At 42.0% G+C, this 25,012-nt stretch carries 25 protein-coding genes, 1 tRNA gene, 1 other RNA gene and 1 pseudogene; 8 read left to right on the forward strand and 20 right to left on the reverse strand.

Features of this window, described 5'->3' with window-relative positions:
• Positions 1–9: 9 nt before the first annotated feature.
• The 6 genes from SM121_RS00855 to SM121_RS00880 form a co-directional block, all read right to left on the reverse strand.
• Entirely contained in the window at positions 10–2,229 is a 2,220-nt protein-coding gene (locus SM121_RS00855; protein ID WP_320910971.1) for a RelA/SpoT family protein, read from the reverse strand.
• Between the two features lie 162 nt (positions 2,230–2,391).
• Positions 2,392–3,135 carry a 16S rRNA (uracil(1498)-N(3))-methyltransferase gene (locus SM121_RS00860; protein WP_070845857.1) on the reverse strand — a complete coding sequence of 248 codons (744 nt, stop codon included), beginning with the start codon at positions 3,133–3,135 and terminating at the stop codon, positions 2,392–2,394.
• Between the two features lies 1 nt (position 3,136).
• Positions 3,137–4,087, reverse strand: coding sequence for a 50S ribosomal protein L11 methyltransferase (gene prmA / locus SM121_RS00865; RefSeq protein WP_320910009.1), 951 nt, complete (start codon positions 4,085–4,087; stop codon positions 3,137–3,139).
• A gap of 137 nt (positions 4,088–4,224) precedes the next feature.
• On the reverse strand, positions 4,225–4,698 hold the full coding sequence (locus SM121_RS00870; protein ID WP_045759021.1) for a GNAT family N-acetyltransferase: 474 nt from the start codon (positions 4,696–4,698) through the stop codon (positions 4,225–4,227).
• Entirely contained in the window at positions 4,695–5,135 is a 441-nt protein-coding gene (locus SM121_RS00875; protein ID WP_151379103.1) for an NUDIX hydrolase, read from the reverse strand. Before SM121_RS00875 ends, SM121_RS00870 begins: the two co-directional genes overlap by 4 nt.
• Positions 5,136–5,147: 12 nt before the next feature.
• Complete coding sequence (locus SM121_RS00880) at positions 5,148–5,618, reverse strand: DUF3013 family protein (protein WP_227223514.1); 471 nt, start codon at positions 5,616–5,618, stop codon at positions 5,148–5,150.
• Between the two features lie 114 nt (positions 5,619–5,732).
• On the opposite strand from SM121_RS00880, the gene SM121_RS00885 reads away from it, so the two are divergent.
• The 5 genes from SM121_RS00885 (at position 5,733) to SM121_RS00905 (ending at position 8,588) form a co-directional block, all read left to right on the forward strand.
• Positions 5,733–7,004, forward strand: a complete 1,272-nt coding sequence (locus tag SM121_RS00885) for a replication-associated recombination protein A (protein WP_151379101.1) — start codon at positions 5,733–5,735, stop codon at positions 7,002–7,004.
• A 66-nt stretch (positions 7,005–7,070) separates the two neighbouring features.
• A non-coding RNA gene (gene ssrS / locus SM121_RS00890) (6S RNA) lies at positions 7,071–7,263 on the forward strand.
• Positions 7,264–7,268: 5 nt separating this feature from the next.
• Positions 7,269–7,341, forward strand: a tRNA-Lys gene (locus tag SM121_RS00895).
• 96 nt (positions 7,342–7,437) lie between these two features.
• Positions 7,438–7,854: a helix-turn-helix domain-containing protein gene (locus SM121_RS00900; protein ID WP_225305933.1), complete on the forward strand. Its 417-nt coding sequence runs from the start codon at positions 7,438–7,440 to the stop codon at positions 7,852–7,854.
• Positions 7,855–8,072: 218 nt separating this feature from the next.
• Complete coding sequence (locus SM121_RS00905) at positions 8,073–8,588, forward strand: HdeD family acid-resistance protein (protein WP_023022109.1); 516 nt, start codon at positions 8,073–8,075, stop codon at positions 8,586–8,588.
• Positions 8,589–9,119: 531 nt separating this feature from the next.
• On the opposite strand, the pseudogene SM121_RS00910 reads toward SM121_RS00905, so the two are convergent.
• Positions 9,120–9,461, reverse strand: a pseudogene (locus tag SM121_RS00910) (T6SS immunity protein Tdi1 domain-containing protein); the annotation flags it as partial.
• Between the two features lie 103 nt (positions 9,462–9,564).
• On the opposite strand from SM121_RS00910, the gene SM121_RS00915 reads away from it, so the two are divergent.
• The 3 genes from SM121_RS00915 to SM121_RS00925 all read left to right on the forward strand — a co-directional run bounded on the left by SM121_RS00915 (position 9,565) and on the right by SM121_RS00925 (position 12,955).
• A complete protein-coding gene (locus tag SM121_RS00915; protein ID WP_070465251.1) occupies positions 9,565–10,407 on the forward strand; it encodes an aldo/keto reductase in 843 nt (280 codons plus the stop codon).
• 303 nt (positions 10,408–10,710) lie between these two features.
• Positions 10,711–11,862: a low temperature requirement protein A gene (locus SM121_RS00920; RefSeq protein WP_320910972.1), complete on the forward strand. Its 1,152-nt coding sequence runs from the start codon at positions 10,711–10,713 to the stop codon at positions 11,860–11,862.
• Between the two features lie 562 nt (positions 11,863–12,424).
• Positions 12,425–12,955 carry a hypothetical protein gene (locus SM121_RS00925; protein WP_129824460.1) on the forward strand — a complete coding sequence of 177 codons (531 nt, stop codon included), beginning with the start codon at positions 12,425–12,427 and terminating at the stop codon, positions 12,953–12,955.
• 199 nt (positions 12,956–13,154) lie between these two features.
• On the opposite strand, the gene SM121_RS00930 is transcribed toward SM121_RS00925, so the two are convergent.
• The 13 genes from SM121_RS00930 to SM121_RS00990 form a co-directional block, all read right to left on the reverse strand.
• Positions 13,155–13,862, reverse strand: a complete 708-nt coding sequence (locus SM121_RS00930) for an ABC transporter (protein ID WP_320910973.1) — start codon at positions 13,860–13,862, stop codon at positions 13,155–13,157.
• Positions 13,859–14,539 (reverse strand): ABC transporter ATP-binding protein, encoded by a 681-nt coding sequence (locus tag SM121_RS00935; RefSeq protein ID WP_320910974.1) that lies wholly within the window; start codon positions 14,537–14,539, stop codon positions 13,859–13,861. The genes SM121_RS00930 and SM121_RS00935 overlap by 4 nt, the downstream gene beginning before the upstream one ends.
• 288 nt (positions 14,540–14,827) lie before the next feature.
• Positions 14,828–16,114 (reverse strand): sensor histidine kinase, encoded by a 1,287-nt coding sequence (locus SM121_RS00940; RefSeq protein WP_238676505.1) that lies wholly within the window; start codon positions 16,112–16,114, stop codon positions 14,828–14,830.
• 31 nt (positions 16,115–16,145) lie between these two features.
• Complete coding sequence (locus SM121_RS00945) at positions 16,146–16,880, reverse strand: response regulator transcription factor (RefSeq protein WP_031577029.1); 735 nt, start codon at positions 16,878–16,880, stop codon at positions 16,146–16,148.
• Positions 16,881–17,756: 876 nt separating this feature from the next.
• Positions 17,757–19,382 (reverse strand): chaperonin GroEL, encoded by a 1,626-nt coding sequence (groL, locus tag SM121_RS00950; protein ID WP_003004647.1) that lies wholly within the window; start codon positions 19,380–19,382, stop codon positions 17,757–17,759.
• A gap of 21 nt (positions 19,383–19,403) precedes the next feature.
• Entirely contained in the window at positions 19,404–19,685 is a 282-nt protein-coding gene (gene groES, locus SM121_RS00955) for a co-chaperone GroES (protein WP_024055367.1), read from the reverse strand.
• 129 nt (positions 19,686–19,814) lie between these two features.
• Complete coding sequence (locus SM121_RS00960) at positions 19,815–20,108, reverse strand: hypothetical protein (protein WP_003004348.1); 294 nt, start codon at positions 20,106–20,108, stop codon at positions 19,815–19,817.
• Between the two features lie 101 nt (positions 20,109–20,209).
• Entirely contained in the window at positions 20,210–21,064 is an 855-nt protein-coding gene (locus tag SM121_RS00965) for a PTS system mannose/fructose/sorbose family transporter subunit IID (protein ID WP_037585172.1), read from the reverse strand.
• On the reverse strand, positions 21,048–21,890 hold the full coding sequence (locus SM121_RS00970) for a PTS mannose/fructose/sorbose/N-acetylgalactosamine transporter subunit IIC (RefSeq protein WP_003019182.1): 843 nt from the start codon (positions 21,888–21,890) through the stop codon (positions 21,048–21,050). The genes SM121_RS00965 and SM121_RS00970 overlap by 17 nt, the downstream gene beginning before the upstream one ends.
• Positions 21,891–21,946: 56 nt before the next feature.
• Complete coding sequence (locus SM121_RS00975; protein WP_000261775.1) at positions 21,947–22,441, reverse strand: PTS system mannose/fructose/N-acetylgalactosamine-transporter subunit IIB; 495 nt, start codon at positions 22,439–22,441, stop codon at positions 21,947–21,949.
• Positions 22,442–22,455: 14 nt separating this feature from the next.
• The gene (locus SM121_RS00980) at positions 22,456–22,893 is read right to left on the reverse strand and encodes a PTS sugar transporter subunit IIA (RefSeq protein ID WP_003019069.1); all 438 of its coding nucleotides are present in this window, start codon (positions 22,891–22,893) and stop codon (positions 22,456–22,458) included.
• Positions 22,894–23,033: 140 nt separating this feature from the next.
• The gene (locus SM121_RS00985; protein ID WP_155172893.1) at positions 23,034–24,332 is read right to left on the reverse strand and encodes an ABC transporter substrate-binding protein; all 1,299 of its coding nucleotides are present in this window, start codon (positions 24,330–24,332) and stop codon (positions 23,034–23,036) included.
• On the reverse strand, positions 24,329–25,012 hold the full coding sequence (locus tag SM121_RS00990) for a response regulator transcription factor (RefSeq protein WP_037585171.1): 684 nt from the start codon (positions 25,010–25,012) through the stop codon (positions 24,329–24,331). Before SM121_RS00990 ends, SM121_RS00985 begins: the two co-directional genes overlap by 4 nt.

A 25,012-nucleotide genomic window follows, 5' to 3' on the forward strand; every position in this document is an offset into this window, starting at 1 on the left:
AGCAGCCGATTAGCCGTTGGTACGCTTAACAGAATACACCTCCGGCACACTCTTAATCTTATCCACAACTGTTGTCAACATAGACAAGTTTGGAATCCCAAAGGAAATGTGGATATTGGCAAATTTCATATCTTTGGTTGGCTGGGCATTGACGGTTGAGACCATCTTAGCTGTATTGGAGAGGACTTGTAGTACATCGTTCAGAAGTCCGGCACGGTTGAGTCCGTATATATCGATGTGAGCAATGTAGTCCTTGGTCGTATTGTTATCTTCCCATTCTACATCGATCAAGCGTTGCTCGTAGTTGTCTTGAGCTCGGAGGTTCATACAGTCCTGACGGTGAATGGCAACACCGCGTCCTTTGGTGATGTAGCCGACGATTTCATCACCTGGAACTGGATTACAACACTTAGCAATCCGAATCAAGAGTCCAGAAGCACCTTGGATAACCACGCCACCTTCGTGACGGACCTTCAAGGTGTCTTTTTTATTTTCAACCTTGACCTCGCCACCTTTGACTAGCTCTTCTGCTTCTGCGCGTGCCTTAGCCCGCTCTTCTTCTCGGCGTTCATCCTCCGTCAAGCGGTTAAAGATGGTAATAGCCCCAATCTCTCCAAAACCAATCGCCGCAAACAAGGCTTCTTCTGTCTTGTAACTTGATTTTTGTAGCACTTTGTCCATGTGCTTTTTGTCCATGAACTTATTGGCTACCAAGTCATGCTCGTGTAATTGGGCCATCAAGAGGTCCCGACCACGGTTAATCGACAATTCCTTGTCTTGATTTTTAAAGAATTGACGGATCTTGTTGCGCGCCTTGCTAGTTTTAACAAGGGTCAGCCAGTCACGGCTCGGACCAAAGGAATTGGCATTGGTGATAATCTCCACCTGATCTCCCGTCCGAAGTTTGGTATTGAGGGGCACCATCCGGCCGTTGACCTTGGCACCAATCGCTTTTTCCCCAACCTTGGTGTGGATTTCATAGGCAAAATCGATCGGTCCGGAATCTTTCGGAAGCGAGCGCACGGTTCCATCTGGTGTGAAGACGTAAATCTCTTCTGCCAGGATGTCTTCTTTTACATTTTCAACAAATTCTTTGGCATCGCCTGACTGGTCTTGGAGTTCCATCATCTCCTTGATCCAGTTCATCCCAATAGCCGATTCCTTGCTGTTGACCTGACCCTTGATCCCTTTTTTATAGGCCCAGTGAGCCGCAACCCCATACTCAGCAACCTCGTGCATTTCCTTGGTTCGGATCTGGAATTCAATCGGTCCTTTAGGGCCGTATACAGTCGTATGGATGGACTGATAACCATTGGCCTTCCGGTTGGCAATATAGTCCTTAAAACGCCCCGGCATTGGCTTCCAGAGCTCATGGATGTAGCCTAGCATAGCATAAACATCACTTGGAGTATCCAGGATGCAACGGATGGCAATCAAGTCATAGATTTCATCAAAGCGTTTCTTTTTATCCTGCATTTTGCGATAGATCGAATAGATATGCTTTGGTCGACCATAAATTTTCCCATGCAGATGGCGTTCCCCAGCATAGGTCTCAATCTTGTGGACAACCTCTTCGACCAACTCTTCTCGCTCGCGACGTTTTTCCTTCATCATATGAGAAATCTTGTAGAATTCGACTTCATTCAGATAACGGAAGGACAAATCCTCAAGCTCCCACTTGACGCTGGAAATCCCGAGACGGTGGGCTAGCGGTGCATAGATCTCCATGGTCTCACGCGAAATGCGCTCTTGTTTATCCTTGCGCAAATGCTTGAGGGTACGCATATTATGCAAGCGGTCTGCCAATTTGACCAAAATGACACGGATATCTTGAGACATGGCCATGAGCATCTTGCGATGGTTTTCCGCCAACTGCTCTTCATGGGACTTGTACTTGACCTTCCCGAGCTTGGTCACCCCATCGACAATCACGCGCACATCATGACCAAATTCGCGCTCTAAATCATCTAAAGTCGCATCCGTATCTTCTACGACATCATGCAAAAAGCCGCAGGCGACTGTCACAGCATCCAGTTTCAGCTTGGCAAGGATTCCTGCCACTTGAATTGGGTGGATGATATAAGGCTCGCCAGACTGACGGAATTGCCCATTATGGCAATCAACCGCATAGACCAAAGCCTTTTGCACAAAAGCAACATCTTCAGGTGATAAATATTTTTTTGTAAGGGCAACGACTTGGTCCCCTGTTAAATTCTCTTCTTTCGGCATGTATTTTCTCCAGTTTCTTGGATACTATTTTAACACTTTTAGAAGCAGATGGGAACCAATGAAGCTACTTTAATATACGGATACTTCTCGAAGATCATTCTGGGATCCACCTTGCTTTCATCATTCTTGTAAAAAAACTAACGAAGCGATTCCTTCACTTCGTTAGTTCATTAATTCTGTGACAACACTCACGGCGCTGAGGGCGTAGAGTGGCGCTGTTTCTGCTCGCAGGATGCGAGGACCAAGTCCTGCAAGAATGGCTCCTTTAACTGTAAAACTTTCAATTTCTGCAGGGGAGAGGCCTCCCTCTGGCCCAAAGATAAAGAGCAATTTGCTTCCAGCTTCCAATCCGGTCAGAGACTGAAGTAAAGCTGCTGCCTCTCCTTCTTTAGCCGACTCTTCATAAGCCACCACGATCCGATCAAACTGTTCTAACTGAGCCAGAAAGTCTGCCTTTTTCTCAAAAAGGGTAATGCTTGGGACCAAATTCCGCTTGCTTTGCTCGGCTGCTCCAAGGGCAATTTTTTCTAGTTTTTCGACCTTTTTACCCAACTTCTTGCCGTCCCACTTGGCAACGGACCAGTCTGCAGGAAAGGCCCAGATTTGGCTAGCACCCAGTTCTGTTACTTTCTGAGTGATGAACTCCAGCTTGTCTCCCTTGGGAAAGCCTGATGCGATGGTCACTTGGACTGGCAGTTCCACATTGTCAGCTAATTCCTCAACCAGCTCCAACTGACGGGCTTCTACATTGACCACGCGCGCCAAGCGCTTGATCCCATCATCAAAGACTAAAGTCACCTCATCATCTTCTTTTAAGCGCATGACCTGAAACATGTGCTTGCTGGTTTCCTTGTCCTCAATGGCGACAGGTGAGCTAGCCAAACCTTTTACAAAATACTGCTGCATGCTAGCCTCCAATCACACCGGAGACATCCTTGGTCTTCTTGAAGACGCAGGCATTCCATTCCCCTTGGATCATGTGGGTTTCAAGGAAGAATCCTGCTGACTCAGCCGACTCGCGCACCATGTCCCACTTGTCCTTGATAATGCCACTCATGATGAGATAACCTTCATCCTTGACCAAGCGATAAGCATCATCTGTCAGATGGATAAGGATATCCGCCAGGATGTTGGCCACGATGACATCTGCCTCAATCTCCACGCCTTTCAGCAAATCGCCTGGGGCTACATGGATGTTTTCCATGCCTGGGTTGAGTTCAATATTTTCCTGAGCGACGCGAACCGCTACGTCATCCAAGTCATAGGCAAAGATTTCCTTGGCACCAAGAAGGGAGCTAGCAATGGAAAGGACGCCTGATCCTGTCCCCACATCTAGCACTGTCTCCCCGCCACGAAGGACTTGCTCTAAGGCAAAGAGGCTCATCTTAGTGGTCGGGTGAGTTCCTGTTCCAAAGGCCATACCAGGATCCAGCTTGATAATCTTTTCTCCAGCAGTCGCCTCATAGTCCGTCCATGACGGCACGATGGTCAAGTCATGAGTGATGCGAGCTGGTTCATAGTATTTCTTCCAGTTGTCGGCCCAGTCTTCCTCAGCCAAGGCAGTCGTGCCCATCTTGACCTCTCCTAGATCCATAAAATCCGTCAATTCTGCTAAGCGATCCTGCAAATCCGCTTCAACTGTTGCTACATCAACCGTTTCCGGGTAGTAGGCGGTCACCACGATTTCTTCTTGCTGCTCGACATCAGGAAAAATCTCACCGAAGCGGTCCACGTTGCCCACATAGTCCATGCTATCTTCGATCGCGACCCCTTGGGCACCTAACTCGATCAAGAGGTTGGAGACTAGTTCCTCACCCTCACGCTTGACTGTAACTTTTAACTCTTGCCATGTTTCCATCATTAAGATACCAAGCCCGTAAAACACAAAGCCAAAATAGGAAACTCTCTGAAGACACTTGTGTCTAGGAGAAGTTTATCTTTTTGGCACAGTGTTTAGGGCGGGTTCAGTTTAGAAATTTAACCGAACCATCCTTTCTATTTCTCTATCAATTTTTTCATGTAGACCATATCCATGCCTTCTTTTTCAGGCTCGATATGGGTTTGATGGTAGCCATTCTTCTCGTAGAACGCGACCATGCCTGCATCCTGTAACACCGTACACAAATCCCATTGTGAAACGGTTGAAAATTCCTCTTCTAGCAAGCGCAATCCTTCAGAACCATACCCTTTTCCCTGATACGGAGGCAGTATCGCTGCGGTCCCCAACCAAGCTTCCGTTAACTCTTCATTGGTCTGAACTCGTAAAAATCCGATGTTTTCTTCATCTTTTTTTACAAAGTAGTAATAACTATTGGGGCGCTCTGCCAGTTTCCATTTGATTCGTTCACGGTCCTCCAGATAAGGATCATATTCATCCTGATATTTTTCATAAACTGCCTTAAAACTGGCTCTTTGAATGGCAATAATGGTTTCTAAATCTTCCGCCCCTGCTCTCTCAAGTCTTATCATAAACTTTCCTCCACATAATCTCTCACTCGTTCTTGCAATTGGGGAACCACTCGATCTGAAGTTAAAAACTCTTCAAAGCTCACTAACTTATAGCCCTGTCCCTCATCTCCAAAGTCAATGAGATCAAACTCTTCTTGGGCTAGATTGCCAACTAGAAAAACGAACTGTTTCTTCTCATCCAAGATGCCAGGATAGATCCCAGACCAGATCACTTCCTCTTTCGACAGTTGGATGTTCAATTCCTCATAAACCTCACGCGCCACACACTCAAAAGGTGTCTCATTTCCTTCCCGACCACCACCTGGCAAGTCCCACATATTGGGGTATGGAATCGTTTCTTTATCATCTCGCAAGATGGTCAAAATCTTATCTCTGTATATCAGAGTAATTTTACAACCCGTAAATTCGAACCGTTCTTCTAAGCAATCCTCAAGCATGAGCTTTCCCTCCTAGTATCTCGGATAGGGATAAAAGGTGCTTTCTTCTAGGCCGACTTTGCCTTCTTCAAAAACTTCTTGGTTCCAGACGATTTCAAAGCTCTCTGCTTCTTCGTCTGCTAAGAAATCCATGAGCTCATCCAAGGCTAGCTCGGCTGTATCTCGAAGGAAAGTCGCAAAATAGGCTAGAAACTCACGAGACAAGCCTTTTTTAGGCTCATAAGGAATCGCTGTTAAATAGGCATCTTCGTCCACATGCGACTTGGCTGGATTGTAGAAGATAACGGCTTCTTCAAAGAAAATATCCTCATCAGATTCTTCGCCAGCTTCATCAACCAGTGCAACCCCTCCCGTATTCTGTGCTTCCAAGAGAAAAGCCACTTCTACCGCATGGTTTTTCTTATCCCAATTGATCTCAAAATCAAAGGGAAAAACCTTGTCCATCTCCTCTTCTAAAACATCCAAAAATCCATATTTAGACATAGCGTCCTCTTTCTAAATTCCCACTCTTAGAGCGGAATATGATACAATAGTTACTACAATCTTACCATAAAAAACGCCTCTTTGAAAGGAGACAAAGCTAGAAAGGAGAATGAAATGCCCGACAATCTCGCACTCCGTATGCGACCACGGACGATCGATCAAGTCATCGGTCAACAGCACCTGGTCGGAGAAGGCAAAATCATTCGTCGCATGGTCGAAGCCAATCGTCTGTCCTCTATGATTCTCTATGGACCTCCGGGGATCGGAAAGACCAGTATTGCTTCTGCGATCGCAGGAACGACCAAGTATGCTTTTCGGACCTATAATGCAACGGTTGACAGTAAAAAACGCCTACAAGAAATCGCAGAGGAGGCCAAATTTTCTGGTGGCTTGGTCCTGCTCTTGGACGAAATCCATCGCCTCGATAAAACCAAGCAAGATTTTCTCCTGCCTTTGCTCGAAAGCGGTCTGGTCATCATGATCGGTGCAACGACTGAAAATCCCTTTTTCTCTGTCACACCCGCTATTCGTAGCCGCGTACAAATCTTTGAGCTGGAACCGTTGACGACGGAGGAGGTCAAGCAAGCTCTAAAAACGGCGCTGGATGATCCCGACCGTGGCTTTGATTTTCCAGTCGTGCTCGATGAGGACGCTTTGGATTTCATCGCTACCTCAACCAATGGAGATCTTCGCTCTGCCTTTAATTCTCTCGATCTGGCGGTGCTGTCGACCTCTGAAAATGCAGAAGGAATTCGCCATATTACGCTAGAGATCATGGAAAACAGTCTCCAGCGCAGCTACATCACCATGGACAAAGATGGAGACGGCCACTACGACGTGCTCTCTGCTCTGCAAAAATCTATCCGTGGTTCGGATGTCGATGCTAGTCTCCACTATGCAGCTCGTTTGATCGAAGCCGGAGATCTACCCAGCCTAGCTCGTCGCTTGACTGTCATCGCTTATGAGGATATCGGTCTGGCCAATCCAGATGCGCAGATTCATACCGTGACAGCGTTACAAGCAGCTGAGCGCATCGGCTTTCCTGAGGCCCGCATTCTCATCGCCAACATCGTCATCGATCTAGCCCTTTCGCCGAAATCCAACTCAGCCTACGTTGCCATGGACAAGGCGCTGGCTGATCTTAGAAGTTCTGGCAACCTTCCTATTCCTCGCCACCTCCGCGATGGTCATTATGCTGGAAGCAAGGAACTGGGAAATGCGCAAAACTATAAATACCCTCACAACTACCCTGGCAACTGGGTCAATCAGGACTACTTGCCAGACAAGCTCAAACACGCTTCCTACTTTATTCCCAATGAAAATGGCAAGTACGAGCGTGCTCTCGGAGCCACCAAGGAGAAGATTGATCAATTTAAGAAAAAGTGACATCGGTTTCAAAAAATTGAGATTTTTCCTTGAAATATTTTCAAAATGTGGTATCATATACATATAGAAACGCTGTGGTGTACGACTTCACACTTAAGTGTTGACCGACTATTTTTTGTATTATTAGGGAAACAAAAGACTTCTGGCAGTATGCAGGCCGTTTCACGCGGAAGCAGCTAAGTCAGAGCGAGTTGCCCACCTGCTTAATTGCGCGGGTTCAATACAAATCGTGAAGTATCGGCACCAATACAGCTTTTTATATTTGCCTCCTTAGCTCAGTTGGTAGAGCAGTAGACTCTTAATCTATGGGTCACAGGTTCGAGCCCTGTAGGGGGCATCTACATACAACAGGAAAAAGCCTTGATTTACAAGGCTTTTTTGTTTGTCTATAACTTATTTGCCCCATCATTTGCCCCACATTTTTTTATGAGCAATCTTTCCAGACATCTCTGACTACGAAAAACAAAAAAGCTATCCTACCTTTGCAAATTTAGATAAGATAGCAGAATATTTTAATGCAACTCCAACTCAACTTTTTGGAACAAGTAAGGAGATTGAATTAGAAAAGAGTGTTCTTGAATCGAATGAATACTCTGATAAAGTAAGTGAGATTTTAAAAGCTGTCAAATACATCGAAGATTTTCTAGAAACTGATGGACAGTACTTAGAGGATTTACTTTACTTAACAAGAGGCAACCAACTATACACAGAAGATGGAGATGAGTTGTATATTGATCCAACTTCTCAGAAAAGAACACTTCATAACCAATATGAACCTGGTTTTATTGAAGCAAGGGATAAATCTCCACTAGAACTCTTAATTGAAAATAAGGAATTGTTTGATAAATAGAAAAAGCGAGGATAACCTCGCTTCAGATTGAAGTTAAAATCTTTAGAAGACACTTTTATAAGGACTTTGTCTTCAATCTGTGAAAAGGAGTGAAAACTCCTTTTCTTTTTGTAAGTCAGACTGAAACTTCCAAATTGTTTATTTATTTTATTGACATTTTCTATAAAAATAAGTATAATAGTTTTATTAGAAAACTATACTATATAGGGGGTATTGAAATGAAATTTTCTAATCGTTTACTGCTATTCCTTGCAGGAGTTGTTTTTGTCCTTTTAGGACTTTTCCTATTTACAAACCCAGTAGCTAATCTTGTTGCTTACAGCTGGTGGATTTCATTTGGTTTACTGGTTTCTTCTATAGCAGCTATTTTAGGCTATTTCTCTGCACCAAAAGAGCTTCGCTCACCTGTTTATCTTTTCCAAGGATTTGTTAGTCTTCTCTTAGCTCTTTACCTCGTTGCTTATGGCTTTGTGACCCTGCCGGTCGTCATTCCGACCATTGTAGGAATTTGGTTAATTGTAGAAGCCATTATTGCTTTCTTTAAAGGCAATCGTCTAAGATTGACTTTCCCTATTATTGGTAGCAATATCACGTGGGTAGCCTTGCTTGAATTTTTACTAGGTCTAGTGATTCTGTTCAATCCAGTGGCTACAGGTGTCTTTGTCGTTTATGTCATTGCCTTTTCAGTTTTAGTTACTGGCTTCACCTACATTATTGAGGCCTTTCGTAAATAGTCTAGTTGCTATTTCTATCGCATTCAAAAAAGCTGGGAAATCATATTCTCAGCTTTTTTGTCTCTTTAATTATCACTTTTTCGCATTCCATTCTGCGTAGAAATTTGTTTTTCCATTTTATTCTCCAATTTGATCTCGCACTGACATTTATTTATAACAAAACTATATATCTAGAATAGCATAATCATTAGGTATTATAGGTTTTCAAACAAAATACGAGTCATTCGTTTTTGCCCCACTTTTGCCCCATTTTTAAATCCTGACATTGAAAATACCTAAAAGTATTTCCCTAAAATCAGCTATATTTCAACATTTTTGTTTATTTTCAATATGAAAAGTTCTTACAAATCCATGTAGGGGGCATCTAAACAACAGGAAAAAGCCTTGATTTATAAGGCTTTTTTGCTTGTCATTTTGTTTTTTGTACCAAAAAGTTTATATTCACAAAATAAGCGACTCTCATCAAAGACTCGCTATTTATCTAACACCTCGATTTAATAGAAAAAAACACCTCACGGTGATTACTTATTATCAATCGTCCATTACTCCGCCTGTAAGTTGGTACATGAGATAAATGTGCTCCAAGGTTTTTAGCTTATCCATATGTTCCACATCTTTAAAGGCACCTAATGCTAGTAAAGGAACAAAACCGAAACATTGGTTATAAGACAAGGGACCATCTTTTAACACAGCCTGTCTATATAAATCCAGTTCAAAGTTATCAGTCACATATGAGTTATCTAAATACTGAAGAAAATATTTCAAGCTCTTGATAATAATGTCGCAGTTTTGAAGATTGTATTTTACAATACCAACAAATTCATTCTCTTCCCAAGTAATAATATCTCCAAAGGCTGTTACGAACATCGGAAAAAGAAGTAAGGAACTATTCATAATAATAGCCGTAGCAAATCTTTGCATTTTTGCCTTATCTTTTTTAAGATAGTACTATTAAAAAAAAGAAAAGGTGAAAATCGTGGAAACATATACACTTGCAAATGGGGTTGCTATTCCTAAAATTGGTTTTGGAACTTGGCAAATTGCTGAAGGCGAAGAAGCCTATAACAGCGTTAGCTTCGCACTTAAGGCGGGTTACACACATATTGATACCGCACAAATTTACGGTAACGAGGTTTCTGTAGGTAAGGCGATTGCTGATAGTGATTTGGCACGTGAGGATATTTTCCTAACTACCAAACTTTGGAATGATAAGCACGATTACGAGTTGGCTAAGACTTCTATCGATGAGTCTCTCGAAAGACTTGGTGTGGATTATTTGGATCTTTTGCTTATCCATTGGCCTAATCCAAAGGCGCTTCGTGAGAATGATGCTTGGAAGGCTGGCAATGCGGGTGCATGGAAGGCTATGGAAGAAGCCTACAAAGAAGGTAAGGTGCGTGCTATCGGTGTGTCAAACTTTATGCAACATCACCTAGAAGCTCTTTTTGAAACAGCTAAAATTGTTCCACATGTCAATCAAATCCTCTTGGCTCCAGGTTGTGACCAAGAAGACTTAGTTGCCTATTGCCAAGAGCGCGATATCCTTCTTGAAGCCTATAGTCCACTAGGTACAGGTAGCATTTTTGCAAATGAAGATGTTGAAGCAGTGGCTGAACGTAACGGTAAATCTGTGGCACAAGTTGCTCTGCGTTGGAGCCTTCAAAAAGGTTTCTTGCCACTACCTAAGTCTGTGACACCTAAAAATATAAAAGCTAACTTGGATATCTTCGGCTTCGACTTATCAGAGGAAGATATGGCAGTCTTGGATAAGATTCAAGGCATCAAAACTCAGGATGATCCTGACACAGTTAATTTTTAATAGGATTTTAAGCAACCCATCAGGGTTGCTTTTTAGTGTGTTTCTTTAGATTTGCTATGATGAAACTATCATTTTTTATTTATAGATGGGAGTTACGTAATGGAGTCTCGAAATCTTTTGCCTCAGAATACACGTACTTCATTACCAATCATCAAACACTCCGCCTGTAAGTTGGTACATGAGGTAAATGTGTCCAAGGTTTTTACAATTCGCGCCACATGAAATTATTTAAGCATAACCTTTTTCTCTCATTACCATTTTCTGTTATAATGAATTGTATTTCTAAAGTAGAAAGGTATTAATATGACAACTCTTATTAAGCATAAACGTGTAGAATTTTCAGAACTATTTTATGACCTAGTTTTTGTTTTTGCAATTTCAAAAGTAACTACTTTAATTGAGCATCTTCATAACGGTATTTTGACTTGGAATTCTTTCCTTGATTTTTTCATAGCTGTCTTGGTTCTCACCGATTCCTGGATGATTCAAACCCTTTATACCAATCGCTATGGAAAGAACTCTTTATTTAACATGGTAATCATGTTTATCAAAATGGGAATTTTACTCTTTATAGCCAATATGATGGGACCTGATTGGCAACAATATTTTCATTATCTCTGTTGGGCTATTGGTACATTAACCCTTACCTTGTTTTTTCAATATTTGGTTGAGTTTTTTAGAAAATCAACCGATGATGTTAATCGGGAAAGTATCAAAGGTTTTCTATGGATAACAGGGCTAGGAAGTTTAGGAGTCTATTTAGCAGCTCTTCTTCCTCTTCCTATTTACGTTAGAGTCTATATCTTCTTTGCTAGTATTCTGCTAACGTTTATTATGCCAATTATCTTGCTTAGTAAAGATAAGCATTACCAGGTAAATCTCCCCCATTTAATCGAGCGCATCTCCCTTCTTGTCATTATTACGTTTGGAGAGATGATTATGGAGCTAGCTAACTTCTTTACAATCGAGAATTTCTCGATTTATTCGGTTCTTTATTTCATTATTATGCTTTCTCTGTTCTTGTTTTATTTTGGTCAATTCGACCATGCTATTGATGAAAAATCTGATCAAAAGGGACTATTTCTAATTTACAGTCACTATCCTATTTTCATTGGACTTATGATGATGACTGTATCGATTGGCTTTCTTCAGAATCCTGAAGTTAATCGTCTCTTTGCAACCAGCTTCTCTTATATCGGATTTGGCCTCTTTCAAGCTGCTGTCCTAGTAAATGGGCCCTATAACAAACACTATCTTCGCTATTCGAAAAGTTACTACTGTGTCCAAGCGACACTCTATCTGGCTGCCTTGATTCTCTCTTTAATCTTTGCTTCTAATCCTATAATAGTAGTGAGTATAACAACCATTTTAGCTCTAGCTATAGCCACTCATTTTATTTATTTTTATGTGACACAGAATAAAAAATATTCCAAATCTAACTGGGGGTTCTTTTAATGAGTTTATAACATAAAAAAAGCTTTGGGAACCAAGGCTTTTTTTTCATTAATTTGTTTTTCCATTTTATCCTCCGATTTGAACTCGCACTGACATTTATTTATAACAACACTATATATCTAGTATGGTATAATCATTAGGTATTATAGGTTTTCAAACAAAATACGAGTCATTCGTTTTTGCCCCACTTTTGCCCCATTTTGAAATATTTACATTGAAAATACCTAAAAGTATTTCCCTAAAATCAGCTATATTTCAACATTTTTGTTTATTTTCAATATGAAAAGTTCTTACAAATCCATGCAGGGGGCATCTAAATCAACAGGAAAAAGCCTTGAAAACCAAGGCTTTTTTGCTTGTCTCAAAAGTATTTGGCTCATATTTTTATATACTATAATGTAGCGTACGAAGTTAGAACATCCTGCATCATTGTTATTCCATATAAAATAAAAAAGCACCTTTGAACCCTAGCAAACATTTGACAGCTCTTCACCGAATCCGCTATGATAAGGGTACTTGAAATTCCAAGTTTTCGTTGCATCTTAAATGTAAGGAGTCCAAAATGAAAATCTATTATTCAAAATATATCGGATATGGCTCTCTGGCTTTTGCTTGTGCGCTCTTTGTCCACTTAGCTTTTTTATCGGTCCTAGGTTTTGAGGGTTTTCCAAAAATCACTTTTATCACTCTCATTCAAATCCTTTTATTTTTGATTGCGATCTATGCAACCATTGCTGGGATCAAAAGGCTGACCAGTCGTCAGATCGCCTTTGAGCTGACTTCTGATGGGATCTATGCTTATCAAGGAGTGATTCTGACAAAAGACATCTTTATTCCCAAGGAAGATTTGGTGAGTGCAGCCTATAAAGTGGCTGACGTTAGTGACCCCGATCACCAAAATAGTAAGAGTTATTTTATCGAATTTCAGCTGAGGGAAAATACTGCACTAGAAAATCTCTCAAAATCCAATACGATCATTAACACAGAGCACCATACCGTAAAACTCTTCGTCAATTTTTGTAAATTTAAGGAAGAAGATTGGCAAAACCTATCCAAGTACTTGACGAACGAATATCAAATAACCGTTTTGTAGCAAAGAAAAAGAGGCTGGGACAAAAGTCCTAGCCTCTCAATTATCTTTGGATTGTCGAGCAAGACGCAGTGGTTGAGTGGGCTCTACTACGCTGATTTCATCAGCTTTTACAGCCCTACTCAACTGTGCGGAGGTGGGACGACGAAATCGAATTCTAACGAATTACCGATTTCTGTCTCACTCTCTTTTTTATCTGTTCTTAATTCCCCATTTTTCCTTTGGGTACGAGCAGATAGAAAAATAGCAAATTCAATCCAAATACGGCAACAAAGAGCGCTAATTGAGGGACATCGATCGTTTGTTTCTCGGTCAAATCTTGGACCAGTTTTGTATAATAATAGCCTGGGAAAGCCCGCTGTAGCTTGCCAACTAAGTCCATAAATCCTCCACTTGCGCCAAGCGTATCAAAGGGAATAATGGTCATAGCGGCCAAAATAATAACAGGAAAGCCAATGGTGTCAATCGTCTTGGCATCTACCCTGACCCCAAGTACAAAGCCAATCACACTAAAGTAGATCCCCATCAAGGATAAGAGGAAAAATTGTACCAACAGGCTAGTCGTCACCGGAAAGTGAAAACCTAGAACAGCAACTACTAGTACTGCTAAAAAGATCAAGCTGTTCAGAATCAGTTGTACGATACTTTGATCCCATAAATAGTTCTTGACACTATAGCTTGTAAAGTGGGATTCAAAAGAATAAAACCCGATATCTGAGGCGATTCGCTTACTAAACGTTGCAAGGCTATTGCCAATGACCCCGATAAATACGGCAATGCCTAATAAAATACTTGGCGAAACCCCTTTTTGAAGCTGATAAAAGAAGATATACCAGCCTATGGGTAAAATAATGGTGAATAATACGAAGCGCTTATTTCGTAAAACTTGTTTTAATTGAATCTTTCTCATGCTTGTTCCCCTCCTTTATTCATCTCTTCTCGGAAATACTGCTCAATGGTTTGACCAGCCTGGTGAATGTCCTCAACAGCCTTTATTGCAGCAATTCGACCCTCTTTTAAAATCAGGACTTTTGTAAAAAAGGCATCAATTTGGTTAAAATCATGGGTCACCACAACAGATGTAAACTCTTGCTGCTCCAGTAGTTTCCAAAAGTTATCCACTGCTTCCAAGTCCATGCCAGTCGTTGGCTCATCTAAAAAAATTAACTTTGGATGATTCAAAATAGTTAACAACAAGGACAAGCGTCTCTTTTGACCACCGGAAAGACTTCCCACCATCTGCTCTCTTGATTCTCTTAATTCGACCATTTCTAAGAGTCCATTGATATCGGCCTGCTTCAGCTGATTCATCCGGCTTTTTAATTCGACGAATTCAGCAACAGTTAGATCCTCGATAAGCAGATCTCCCTGAGGCATCATCCCAATTTCTCTTTGAAAATCAAGCGAAGTCTTTATCGTTCCCGAATCGGCCTGGAGTTGCCCAGCGATAATGTTGAACAGGGTGCTTTTTCCTGCTCCATTATTTCCCAGCAAGGCAATTTTGTCTCCTTCTTCTATCGAAAAAGACACCCCTTTTAATACTGTCTTCTCCTTAAATGATTTTGTAATAGATGCTACCTGAAACATACGATCCCTCTTTTCTTATTGATCTTGTGTACAGTATACTTCAAAGGGACAGGCTTTGTAGCTCTCTGTCAGAATCGGTCAGAAAATCGTCGTGAACGGTCAAAAAAGAGGCTGGGACAAAAGTCCTAGCCTCTCAATTATTTTGGATTGTCGAGCAAGACGCAGTGGTTGAGTAGGCTCTACTACGCTGATTTCATCAGCTTTTACAGCCCTACTCAACTGTGCGGAGGTGGGACGACGAAATCGAATTCTAACGAATTACCGATTTCTGTCCCACTCTCTCTTCTATTATTCCTTCCAAAAGGTCAGACTCTGAGTAAATCGGTAGTTTGAACTCTTGGTAGACACTGTCGTTTTGGGATACTTTTCCAGTAATTGTTGGATCTTGTACAAGCCAAGACCGCGGCCCTCTCCTTTACTGGAGTAGTCCTTTTCAAAAATTCTCGCCAGATCTATTTTTTCAGCTTTTGTACTATTTTCAACTATTAAGATGAGGGAGTTTTCCTCCTGGAGCATGGCAAGAGTCAGCTGGGGGTCCTCTGATTCAAGACTCGCTTCGATAGCATTGTCACAAAGGATAGATAAGAAGGTGATGAAATCTAAAACCTCGATGAATAAATCTCGAACAGGTTCATCGATCTCGACAGAGATCCCAATCCCTTTGTTTTGAGCCTCCAATAATTTTGCGGACAGAACACTTTTTACAGCTGGATTTTCAATGTGACTGAGTTTGGCAATATCAAACTTGCTATCGTAAAATTGCTGGCCACTCTCTCGAAGAACATTCTCATAGACTTCCCTGATCGCGTTAAGATCTTCATGCTCAATACTTAATTTGAGACTGGTTAAAATATTCAGGTAATCATGACGAAAGGCACGAATCTCCCCGTAGAGCATTTCGACGTGTTGGCTATAGGTGGCTAACTCCTGCAGTTGCCTATCTTTTTGCTCTAGAATCTCTTGTTTCAATCGTTCTTTGGACACTGCATTGAAATACAAGAGCATCACAAAAAACAAAATCAGATAAATACTATTTAACTGTTCCCGTAAAGCATCTGCATGCGGGATCTTATCCTCAAAAACCACCAGACCTACAACACTGAGCAAATACACAAACATGGAAAGATCCATTGGGAGTAGGAAACGATTAAAATACTGCCGTTGAAACCCTACTTTTAAATCTGTAAAATCTAGTTTTAACAATTTAGTGATTCCTATATAAACAGGAAAGACCAGCAATTCAAGTAGAGCATCATACCAGCTGACAGATGCCTCATGAACAAGTACGATCCCTAACATTGGAAAGACATAAAAGGCTAAGAGACGCCCAATGAGACTCTCCATGACAACCGGATAGAGCCCATAAAAAATATTCAAAAGGTGTCGTATGTTACGATTTCGGTAGAAACTATAGGCAATAAATACTAAGAAATAGCCAAAAAAGCCTACCGGTGGTACAAGGGTAAAGATAATTGCGAAGAGGAAGGGGCACAAAAAGAGCCAGCGCAAGGTGAACTCTTGTCTACTGATATGACGATAGATCAGCATGCTGACGAAGAACTTTAGGTAAGACATTAGAATATCTAACAGCAATTCCTTCTCCCTTCTATTTTTTCAAAGCTTCCAGTAAGCCTCTATACTTGGTCCGTGAGATCAAGCAATTGTCCCCATTTTCAAAAAAAGCTTTCTTGGCTTCCTTATCAATCTTCGTAATATTTTGTGGATTCACCACAAAGGAGCGGTGGCACCGATACAAGCGGGGATCTGCTTTTTCGATATCGGCAATACTAGCGTAAAATTCCAAGCGCTCATCCTGGGTGTGTAAAATGACCTTGTGAATAGTTGGAGACGTTTCAACATACAAAATCTTATTAAAGGGAACTTGTACACGCGCCATCGCACTCTCAAATGTAAAAGCATCTTGTGCAATCGTGGTCCCAGCTTGCTCCAAGGTATAATCGATGGCTGAGCTGATTCTCTCTCTGAACTCTTCCTCACCCAGCGTTTTATCGATAAAATCCAAGGCGGCTACTTTGTACTGAAAGGTAATGGGCATGAATTCAGAGTGAGTGGTGACAAAGACAATGGTCGCATGGGGGTCTTTCTTACGAATCTCTTTTGCAATCTCCAGACCTTTTTTCTCCTCACCTTTAATCTCGATATCTAAAAAGAATAGGTGATGAGCGCCTCTCTCTGTGATAGCATCTAGCAACTGGCTTGATTTCCCAAACACTTCTGGCGCTTTGCATTGCAAGGACTTCTGAGCGATAAGTTCCTGCAAGACCGATTCGATTCGTGATTGCTGGATCCACTCATCTTCTAACACAAAAATCTTCAACAAAGTCCTCACTCCTTCCCCTCTACGAATATGTTCTATTTTACCATAAATGATGCCTGCTGAGCCACTCTTTCAAAAGAGACTTAATAGCCCTTCTACCTTTTCTCCTTAACAAAAAAACTCTCCCGGAGGAATCCGGAAGAGCTTGCGCAAGGGGAATTTGAAAAATATTTTTTAATATGAAAAAGGTCGATAAAATCTATGCTATGTTCAAACTCTCATTTTACTAACAGCGATATTACGATCAAGTTTTATTGTCAATAGACATGTATGTGGGAAGTTCTCCCCTTGCAACAATGTAGACCTGTGATCTACTCTTACTAGTATACACTAGAATTATTACAAAATCAGTTAATTTGTATTGCAATTTGTTGGCAAATATCCCTCTGCCTAAAAACACCGCAAATGCTTGATTCCCAAGCATCTACGCAAGTCCTCTTTAATTAGTATTTATCATTTCTGTTACAAAATTTAAAATAAAAATATTATTCCATAACAAATGAAAATTCCAAAACAAGATAAAAAGGGAGGAAAGAATCTTCCACTCCCTTTGAGCTAGTAGGACGATTAACCAGGCCGCAACATAGTGGCTACCGTCCAACGATGAGAGGCATAGCCTCAATCATTTGTAACAGTTACGACAGAAAATAAAGAAGGCCAATAACGCCTTCTTTATTTTCTTAGTAAGACACTACGGCAAGGCACCATGGTGCTTGCCATAACAATAAATGCACCTGATCAATTAATCAAGGGGTTACGACGTGAAAAGGGAGGAACGATATTTTCCTCCCTTTGAGCTAGTAAGATGATTAGGTAGGCCGCAACATAGCGGCTACCGTCCAATGATTCGGTGCTTTAGCACCAATCATTGGTATCAGGTTACATCATCCCACCCATCATGCTTGGATCCATTCCTGGTCCTGCTGGGGCTGCTGGTTCTGGTTTGTTGGCTACGACTGCTTCGGTCGTCAAGATCAGACTCGCTACGGAAGCGGCGTTTTGAAGGGCTGAACGGCTCACTTTAACTGGGTCGATGATTCCTGCATCAATCATATTCACCCATTCACCTGTTGCGGCATTGAAACCTGTTCCGACTTCGGCATTTTTCAAGCGATCAATCACAATAGATCCTTCGTAACCGGCATTGTGGGCAATTTGGCGCACCGGTTCTTCCAAAGCACGAAGAACGATATTGCGTCCGGTCGCTTCATCTCCTTCTAATTCAAGGGCTGCGACTGCAGAGATGACATTGACAAGGGCTGTACCACCTCCGGCAACGATCCCTTCTTCAACGGCTGCGCGAGTCGCATTAAGGGCATCTTCGATACGAAGTTTCATTTCTTTCAATTCTGTTTCTGTTGCAGCACCGACCTTGATTACGGCAACACCACCAGACAATTTAGCCAAACGTTCTTGTAATTTTTCACGGTCAAACTCAGAGGTTGTGGTTTCGATTTGTGACTTGATAACAGCCACACGGTTAGCGATCGCTTCTGGGTTACCAGAACCTTCGACAATGACAGTACTGTCTTTATCGACTGAAACTTTAGCTGCTTGACCAAGTGCTTCAATGGTTGCATCTTTCAATTCCAAACCAAGATCGTCTGTAATGACTGTACCACCTGTCAAGATGGCAATGTCTTCTAGCATGGCTTTGCGGCGATCTCCAAATCCTGGTGCCTTGACAGCTACGACATTAAAGGTACCGCGGATCTTGTTCAAGACAAGTGTTGGAAGAGCTTCGCCATCGACATCATCAGCGATGATCAAGAGTGGACGGTTGCTTTGAAGAATGCTTTCCAACAATGGCAAGATTTCTTGGATATTTGAAATCTTCTTGTCAGTGATCAAAATGTATGGATTTTCAAGGTCTGCCACCATTTTTTCATTATCAGTGACCATGTATTGTGAAAGGTAACCACGGTCAAACTGCATTCCTTCAACGACTTCCAGTTCTGTCTCCATTCCACGAGACTCTTCAATCGTGATAACTCCATCTTTGCCAACTTTTTCCATGGCCTCAGAGATGTACTCACCGACTTTTTCAGAACGAGAAGACACAGCAGCTACTTGAGCAATCGCTTCCTTGCTCGATACTGGGATCGCATTGTTTTTCAAAGCTTCTACTGCTGTTGCAACAGCAGTCTCAATCCCACGACGGATGCCAATTGGATTAGCACCTGCAGTGACGTTTTTGATTCCTTCACGGACGATGGCTTGAGTCAAAACCGTTGCAGTTGTTGTACCGTCACCTGCGATATCATTGGTCTTAGAAGCCACTTCTGACACCAATTTAGCACCCATATTTTCAAAATGGTCTTCCAATTCGATTTCTTTTGCGATGGTCACCCCATCATTTGTGATCAAGGGTGAACCAAATGATTTTTCAAGAACCACATTGCGACCTTTAGGGCCCAACGTAACTTTCACTGTATCTGCTAAGACATCGACACCACGGACCATTGCAGAACGTGCATCAGATGAAAATTTAATATCTTTTGCCATTTCTCTTACCTCTTTCTTCTCTTACTCTACAATTGCAAGAATGTTTGCTGTTCCAACGATGGTGTAGGTTTCTTCCCCATCTTTAACTTCAATTCCTGCATGGCTTTCAACCAAAACGTGGTCTCCTGCTTTTACAGCTGGAGCAATGAGTTCGCCACTTAGGGTACGCACACCTTCGCCAACGGCCACTACTTCAGCTGTTTTTGTATCGGCCTTGCTCGCACCTGCGAGGACAAAACCTCCAACAGTCTGTTCTTTTTCTTCTACTTTTAAGACCACACGGTCTCCTAATGGTTTTAACATGTTCATTCCTCCATACGTGTTTTTAGCACTCTCTATACGTAAGTGCTAACTTATGTTTCTATTGTATCACTTGGTCAGAAATAGTCAAGAAAAAAACACCTCAAAAATAGATGAGATGTTTCTAAAATATCAATTTAAAATTGTCAATTTTTGATTGAAATCGTCGATCACTTTTTGAAGATTGATCCGCCCGCGGTAGATGCCATATCCAAAAACAATCATGCCTAAAATTCCAACCAAGGCTAGTAAAATCCCGAGGATCAAGAGTGGGAGGAAACTTTTGTGAAAGAGATAGATCAATACCACACCAATACTGGCAATGATAAAGAGTAAGCTGAACCAACGACCAAGGTTTTCAAGCATGTGGCGTTGGTACTTGATTTCTGTTTCATATCCATTGACAAGTTCTTGTTTTGTAACCATGGGATTCCTCCTTATAAAAATTGAGAATGAAGTGCAAGTAAAGGAGGTCAATTCACTTCATTCTCAAAAACTCCTACTAGCAAATTCGTTTTTTCTTTTCCTTAGTATTTAAGATGTGGGTCGAAGATACCAAGGGCAACACCGATCAAAGCAACTACAACGAGAAGTAACATGACTTTGTTTGGTGAAATTTTTTTCTTAGACATCAACCACCAGCAAAGAGTGATGAAGGCTGCTGTCAAGAGACCTGGATAAACACCATCGATCTTTTCTTGGATGTTCAAGAAGACTTTTCCTTCAGAATTCTTGAATTGAAGGGCTGTTGTAACAGATACCCAAGTAGCTGCTACGGCACCGATAACCATACCACCGACAACGCTGATCGCTTTACGAAGAGCTTGTCCTTTTGGTCCTACAAGGAATTCAACGGCTTTATCCCCTAATTGGTAACCTTTGAAGAAGGCAAAGCGCATACCAAAGTAGACTAAGAGGTTCCATACGACGATGTAGAAGAGAGCACCAGCGACGTTACCACCTTTAGAAAGACCAAGGGCAATCCCTAAGAGAACTGGGATCAAGGTACCAACAACCAATGAGTCACCAATACCAGCGATTGGTCCCATCAAACCGGCACGCATACCGTTGATGGTTTCGCCATCCACTGCATCTCCGTTTGCACGCGCTTCTTCCAAACCAGCTGTGATCCCTACAACAAGAGATCCAAGTTGTGGTTCAGTGTTGAAGAAGGCCGTATAGGTTTGCATAGCATCCTTTTGTTCCTCTTTTGTGTCATACATTTCTTCTACGATTGGAAGCATAGAAGTCAAGTACCCGAAGGTTTGCATATGTTCTTGAGAGAAACAAGTCAAATGACCATAATACCAATGATGGAATGCTTTTGCTAATGTTTTCTTTGAAATTTTCTTTCTATCAGCCATTTTAAATATCCTCCTCATCATCGTCTAGATCCACCGCTCCAGCCGGAGCAGCTTTCATCGATTTGATCACTTCAAGTTCATAGTAGATTACTGCAAAGATTAATGAAACAACGGCACTGGATACCAAGTTCAATCCGAGAGATTTTGCCAAGGTAAATCCAACAAAGAATGGAATGAAGTCAGTTGCTTCTGTAACAATTTGTTTCAACAAGATGGCAATACCGACACATGGGAGAAGAGCACCGACTGTAAAGAGGGCTTTCATCCAGTAACCATCCATAGGAAGGTATTGTTTCATCAAATCAACCATGTTTTCACCGTATTTGGTGATAATCATTGTTGGAAGGAAAGAGAAGAGGAAGTGAGAGATCCAAGGGTAAACCCAGTCAACTGCGTAGAGTTTTTTGAAGTTTCCTTCTTCAACGGCTTTCCAACCAATGTGTTGCCAAACCAAGTTCATAGTAGCGGTACCGTAGAAAAGAACTGTACCGATTGTCCCAACGGCTGCACCGATTGGAGCTGCAGCTGCGGCGATTCCAGCTTCATCTGTGATGTTATTAGCATGCACAAACAAGATAGCAAGAGGAACACCGATGTAAGAGATGGCACGCACATCGGCAGATACGGTACCACCAGGTGTTACCAAGGCGATATAAACGACTTGAAGGGCAACCCCGACCATAATACCGGTTGTCACATCTCCAAGAATTAAACCTGAAATCAACCCACCGATCAAAGGACGACCGAGTGTATAGTTCCCGATACTGGAACCTCCCATACCAGGCATTGAAGACAAGCTGGCGAAAATACCAAGCAAGATTGCTTGAATCCATGAAATTGTCATAACAAACGCTCCTTTTGTTTGTAAATTTATTTACCTAACAGATAAGACTGTTGGGTTTAAAAACCAAATTTTGATTTGAAATCATCCCAATACCCGATGGAAACATCTGGCAACAATTGGAATTTCACCTTGTAGCCTGCTGCTTGAATAGCTTGGAAGGCTTCTGCTTCTTCCTGAGTGATGGATTGGTTATTTCCCAATTTTACAGCTCCAGGACGATCATTTGCAGGGCCAACAATGATTTCTTTGACATCACCTGGGACAAACCCTTGGTCGACCAAAATTTCCTTCATATCGATTGGATTTTTGGTGATCAAGAAGTAACGACTATCTGATTCTGTTACTTTTGCTGATTTTTCTTTAAAGGCTTCCTTTGTCCATACAAAGGTTTTCTTGTCTGATGCGCCTTTGTAAGCTTGGATCAAAACCTTGTTTGATGCTGCTGCATCATTTACGGCAATCAAACCATCACATGGTTTTTCCTTTGCCCAGCGTGTGACTGTTTGACCGTGAATCATGCGGTCATCAATCCGTACAAATGTTACTACCATAAGGTACCTCCCTATTAAATATCGTCATCATCTTCTTCAGCACTAGTGGCTGAAACTTCAAAAGGCTGTAGCGCAGATCGTGCTTCTGATAAGATGGTGGCTGACAAATCGTCTCCATCCAATACATCCTTCATCACAACTGCCGTCAAGGCCATGGTAAGGTTCATCCCACCAAGGATCAAGGCTCCATCGAGCTTTCCAGCTTCTTCTAGAACCGTGGCTGCAGTGGTTAATGGACTACCACCTACGATATCTGCCAAGACCAAAACAGAATCATCAGCTGTCAATCCTGAAATGCTCTCTCTGAAATCAACTGCGAAGTCATCAACTGATTTTCCTTCTTTGAGTCCAACTGCGATGACCTGATCCAACTTGTCACCAGCAAACATGGCTAGTGATGTTTTTAGACCTTCTGCCAGTCCGCCATGACTGACCAAAACGAGGTATTTCATTTTTCTACGCCTCCTTTATTTGACTCTATTGTAGATTATTTGAAAGCGTTTTTACATTGTCAAATGTCACATTCCTAATATGACATTTAGCAATAAAAAAATGACATCTGTCACTTGACAAAATGCCATCTTATTTTACTCTAAACTCCTACCTGTAGACTACTCTCAATCTCCCTCTGAATTTGAGGCAAGCGGTTCTCGACATCCTGATCGCGCAAGGCATTACCGATCAAGTAGTCTAGCTTTTCTAGCACCTCTTTTGAGACATTTTTCGGACTACTCTCAACAGCTTGTTCCATGATGCGGTTCAAGGTCTGATTGGTCAAGGAATCTGTTCCAAAATCATCCACCTGCAGGAGGTCTTTACTAGAGCGACTCTTGACGACCTGTGGCATGACAGAAATCCCTTGGGATTGGGCAAATAGGGTTTGTTGAATTTCTGGATCCTCTGTTAAGAGTTGCATCAATTCCCAAGCCAACTTGGAATGAGAACTTCGAGCTGACATAGCAAAAGAAGTCGTCGTGACCAAGGTTGCCTTGGTCGTTTTTGACTTAGCAGGCATCGGGATACAGGTCCAGGTGAAGTTTGAATATTTAGAAACGTGGTAGGGATAAGGTTTATAGGTCCGATATTGGGCCAAGGTCATGGGATAGAAGGCGACTTTCCCCTGGTCAAAATCTTTAGAGCTCACCTTGTAATTTTTATTTAGATCTTCCAATTTTTGCAGAAAAGTCAAAGACTCTTTCACTTCTGGAGCTGTCAGCTTGAGCATGCCACCTTGGAAGAGATGACCCCCATTTGCCGCCAAGGCTTCTTTCCAGGTGTATTCTGTGCTCCCAAATTGATCCAATTGCCCATCTCCATTGGTATCTTTGGTTAGTTTCTTGCAAATCGTATAGAACTCTTCAAGGGTCCAACCTTCTTTGGGAACCGCGATGCCTTCTTTATCCAAGAGATCTTTATTGACACACATCAAAATCGGATTGCTTTCATAAGGTAAAGCATAGGTTTGCCCTTGATAGACACCCGATTCAAATGCAACGGGATAAAAGGCAGCTTGATCTTTTCGATCCATATAGCCGTTTAACTTTTCTAGCACGCCTCGCGCTGCTAATAAGGAAAGATCTTGCTCAGAGACCATAAACACATCCGGCGTCTTTCCTGAGACAATCTTTTCGGAGAGCCAATCTGAATAATCTGACTGCGGAATCCCGTTTTCATACTCTACACGAACGTGGGGATGGGACTTCTCAAATTTTTGAATCGCACGATCCAAGGCATGGGAACGTTGACTGGTCGGCACATCCCAGCTAGAGCCTGCATACACGCCAATATGAAGCACGGTCGGTTGCTGTTTCCACCAATAAAAACCAGCGCTCGCACAGAGCGCTAAAAGGAGACCAAGCCCCCAACAAAGATGCTTTCGCTTCAATTTCATTCTGTATTTCCTTTAGAAAAATCACGTCTCGTCACTCCCGTTTGGACTGACCAGATCGCTAATTGCGTTCGATCTCTTAGGTTTAATTTCGCCAAAATCGTTGATAAGTAATTACGCACGGTTCCTTCTGACAAGAAGAGTTTGGCCGCAATTTCTTTATTGGACTCCCCATAGCCGACTTCTTGGATAATGCGCCATTCCGTCGTGCTCAAATCCTTGACATTGTCCTCATCTACAGCAATAGAGAAGTTGGTCTTGGCCATTTGTGAGAAAATTTGAAAGACTTTACTAGCGATATTCGGGTTGATCATGGCTCCGCCTTGATACACCACCTTAATCGCTTCATAGAGTTCCTCTGTCGAGGCTCCCTTTAAAAGATAACCTGAAGCACCATACTTGAGTGCACTATAGATAAATTCATCATCATCAAAGGTCGTTAAAATAATAATTTTGATATCCGGATAGTGCTCTTTTACCTCTTTTGTCGCCAAAACCCCATCCATGCCTGGCATCCGAATATCCATTAAGATCAGGTCAGGATGTGTCTGTGGAATGCTAGACAAGACGTGATTCCCATCTTCCACTGTGGCCACCACTTCGATATCGGGGTGGGCTGACAAAATAATTTTCAGAGATTCTCGAATCAAGGCCTGGTCATCTGCCACCATTACTTTTATCAC

It is taken from the genome of Streptococcus sp. S1 (genome assembly GCF_034137685.1).
GTDB classification, from domain to species: Bacteria; Bacillota; Bacilli; order Lactobacillales; family Streptococcaceae; genus Streptococcus; species Streptococcus dentalis.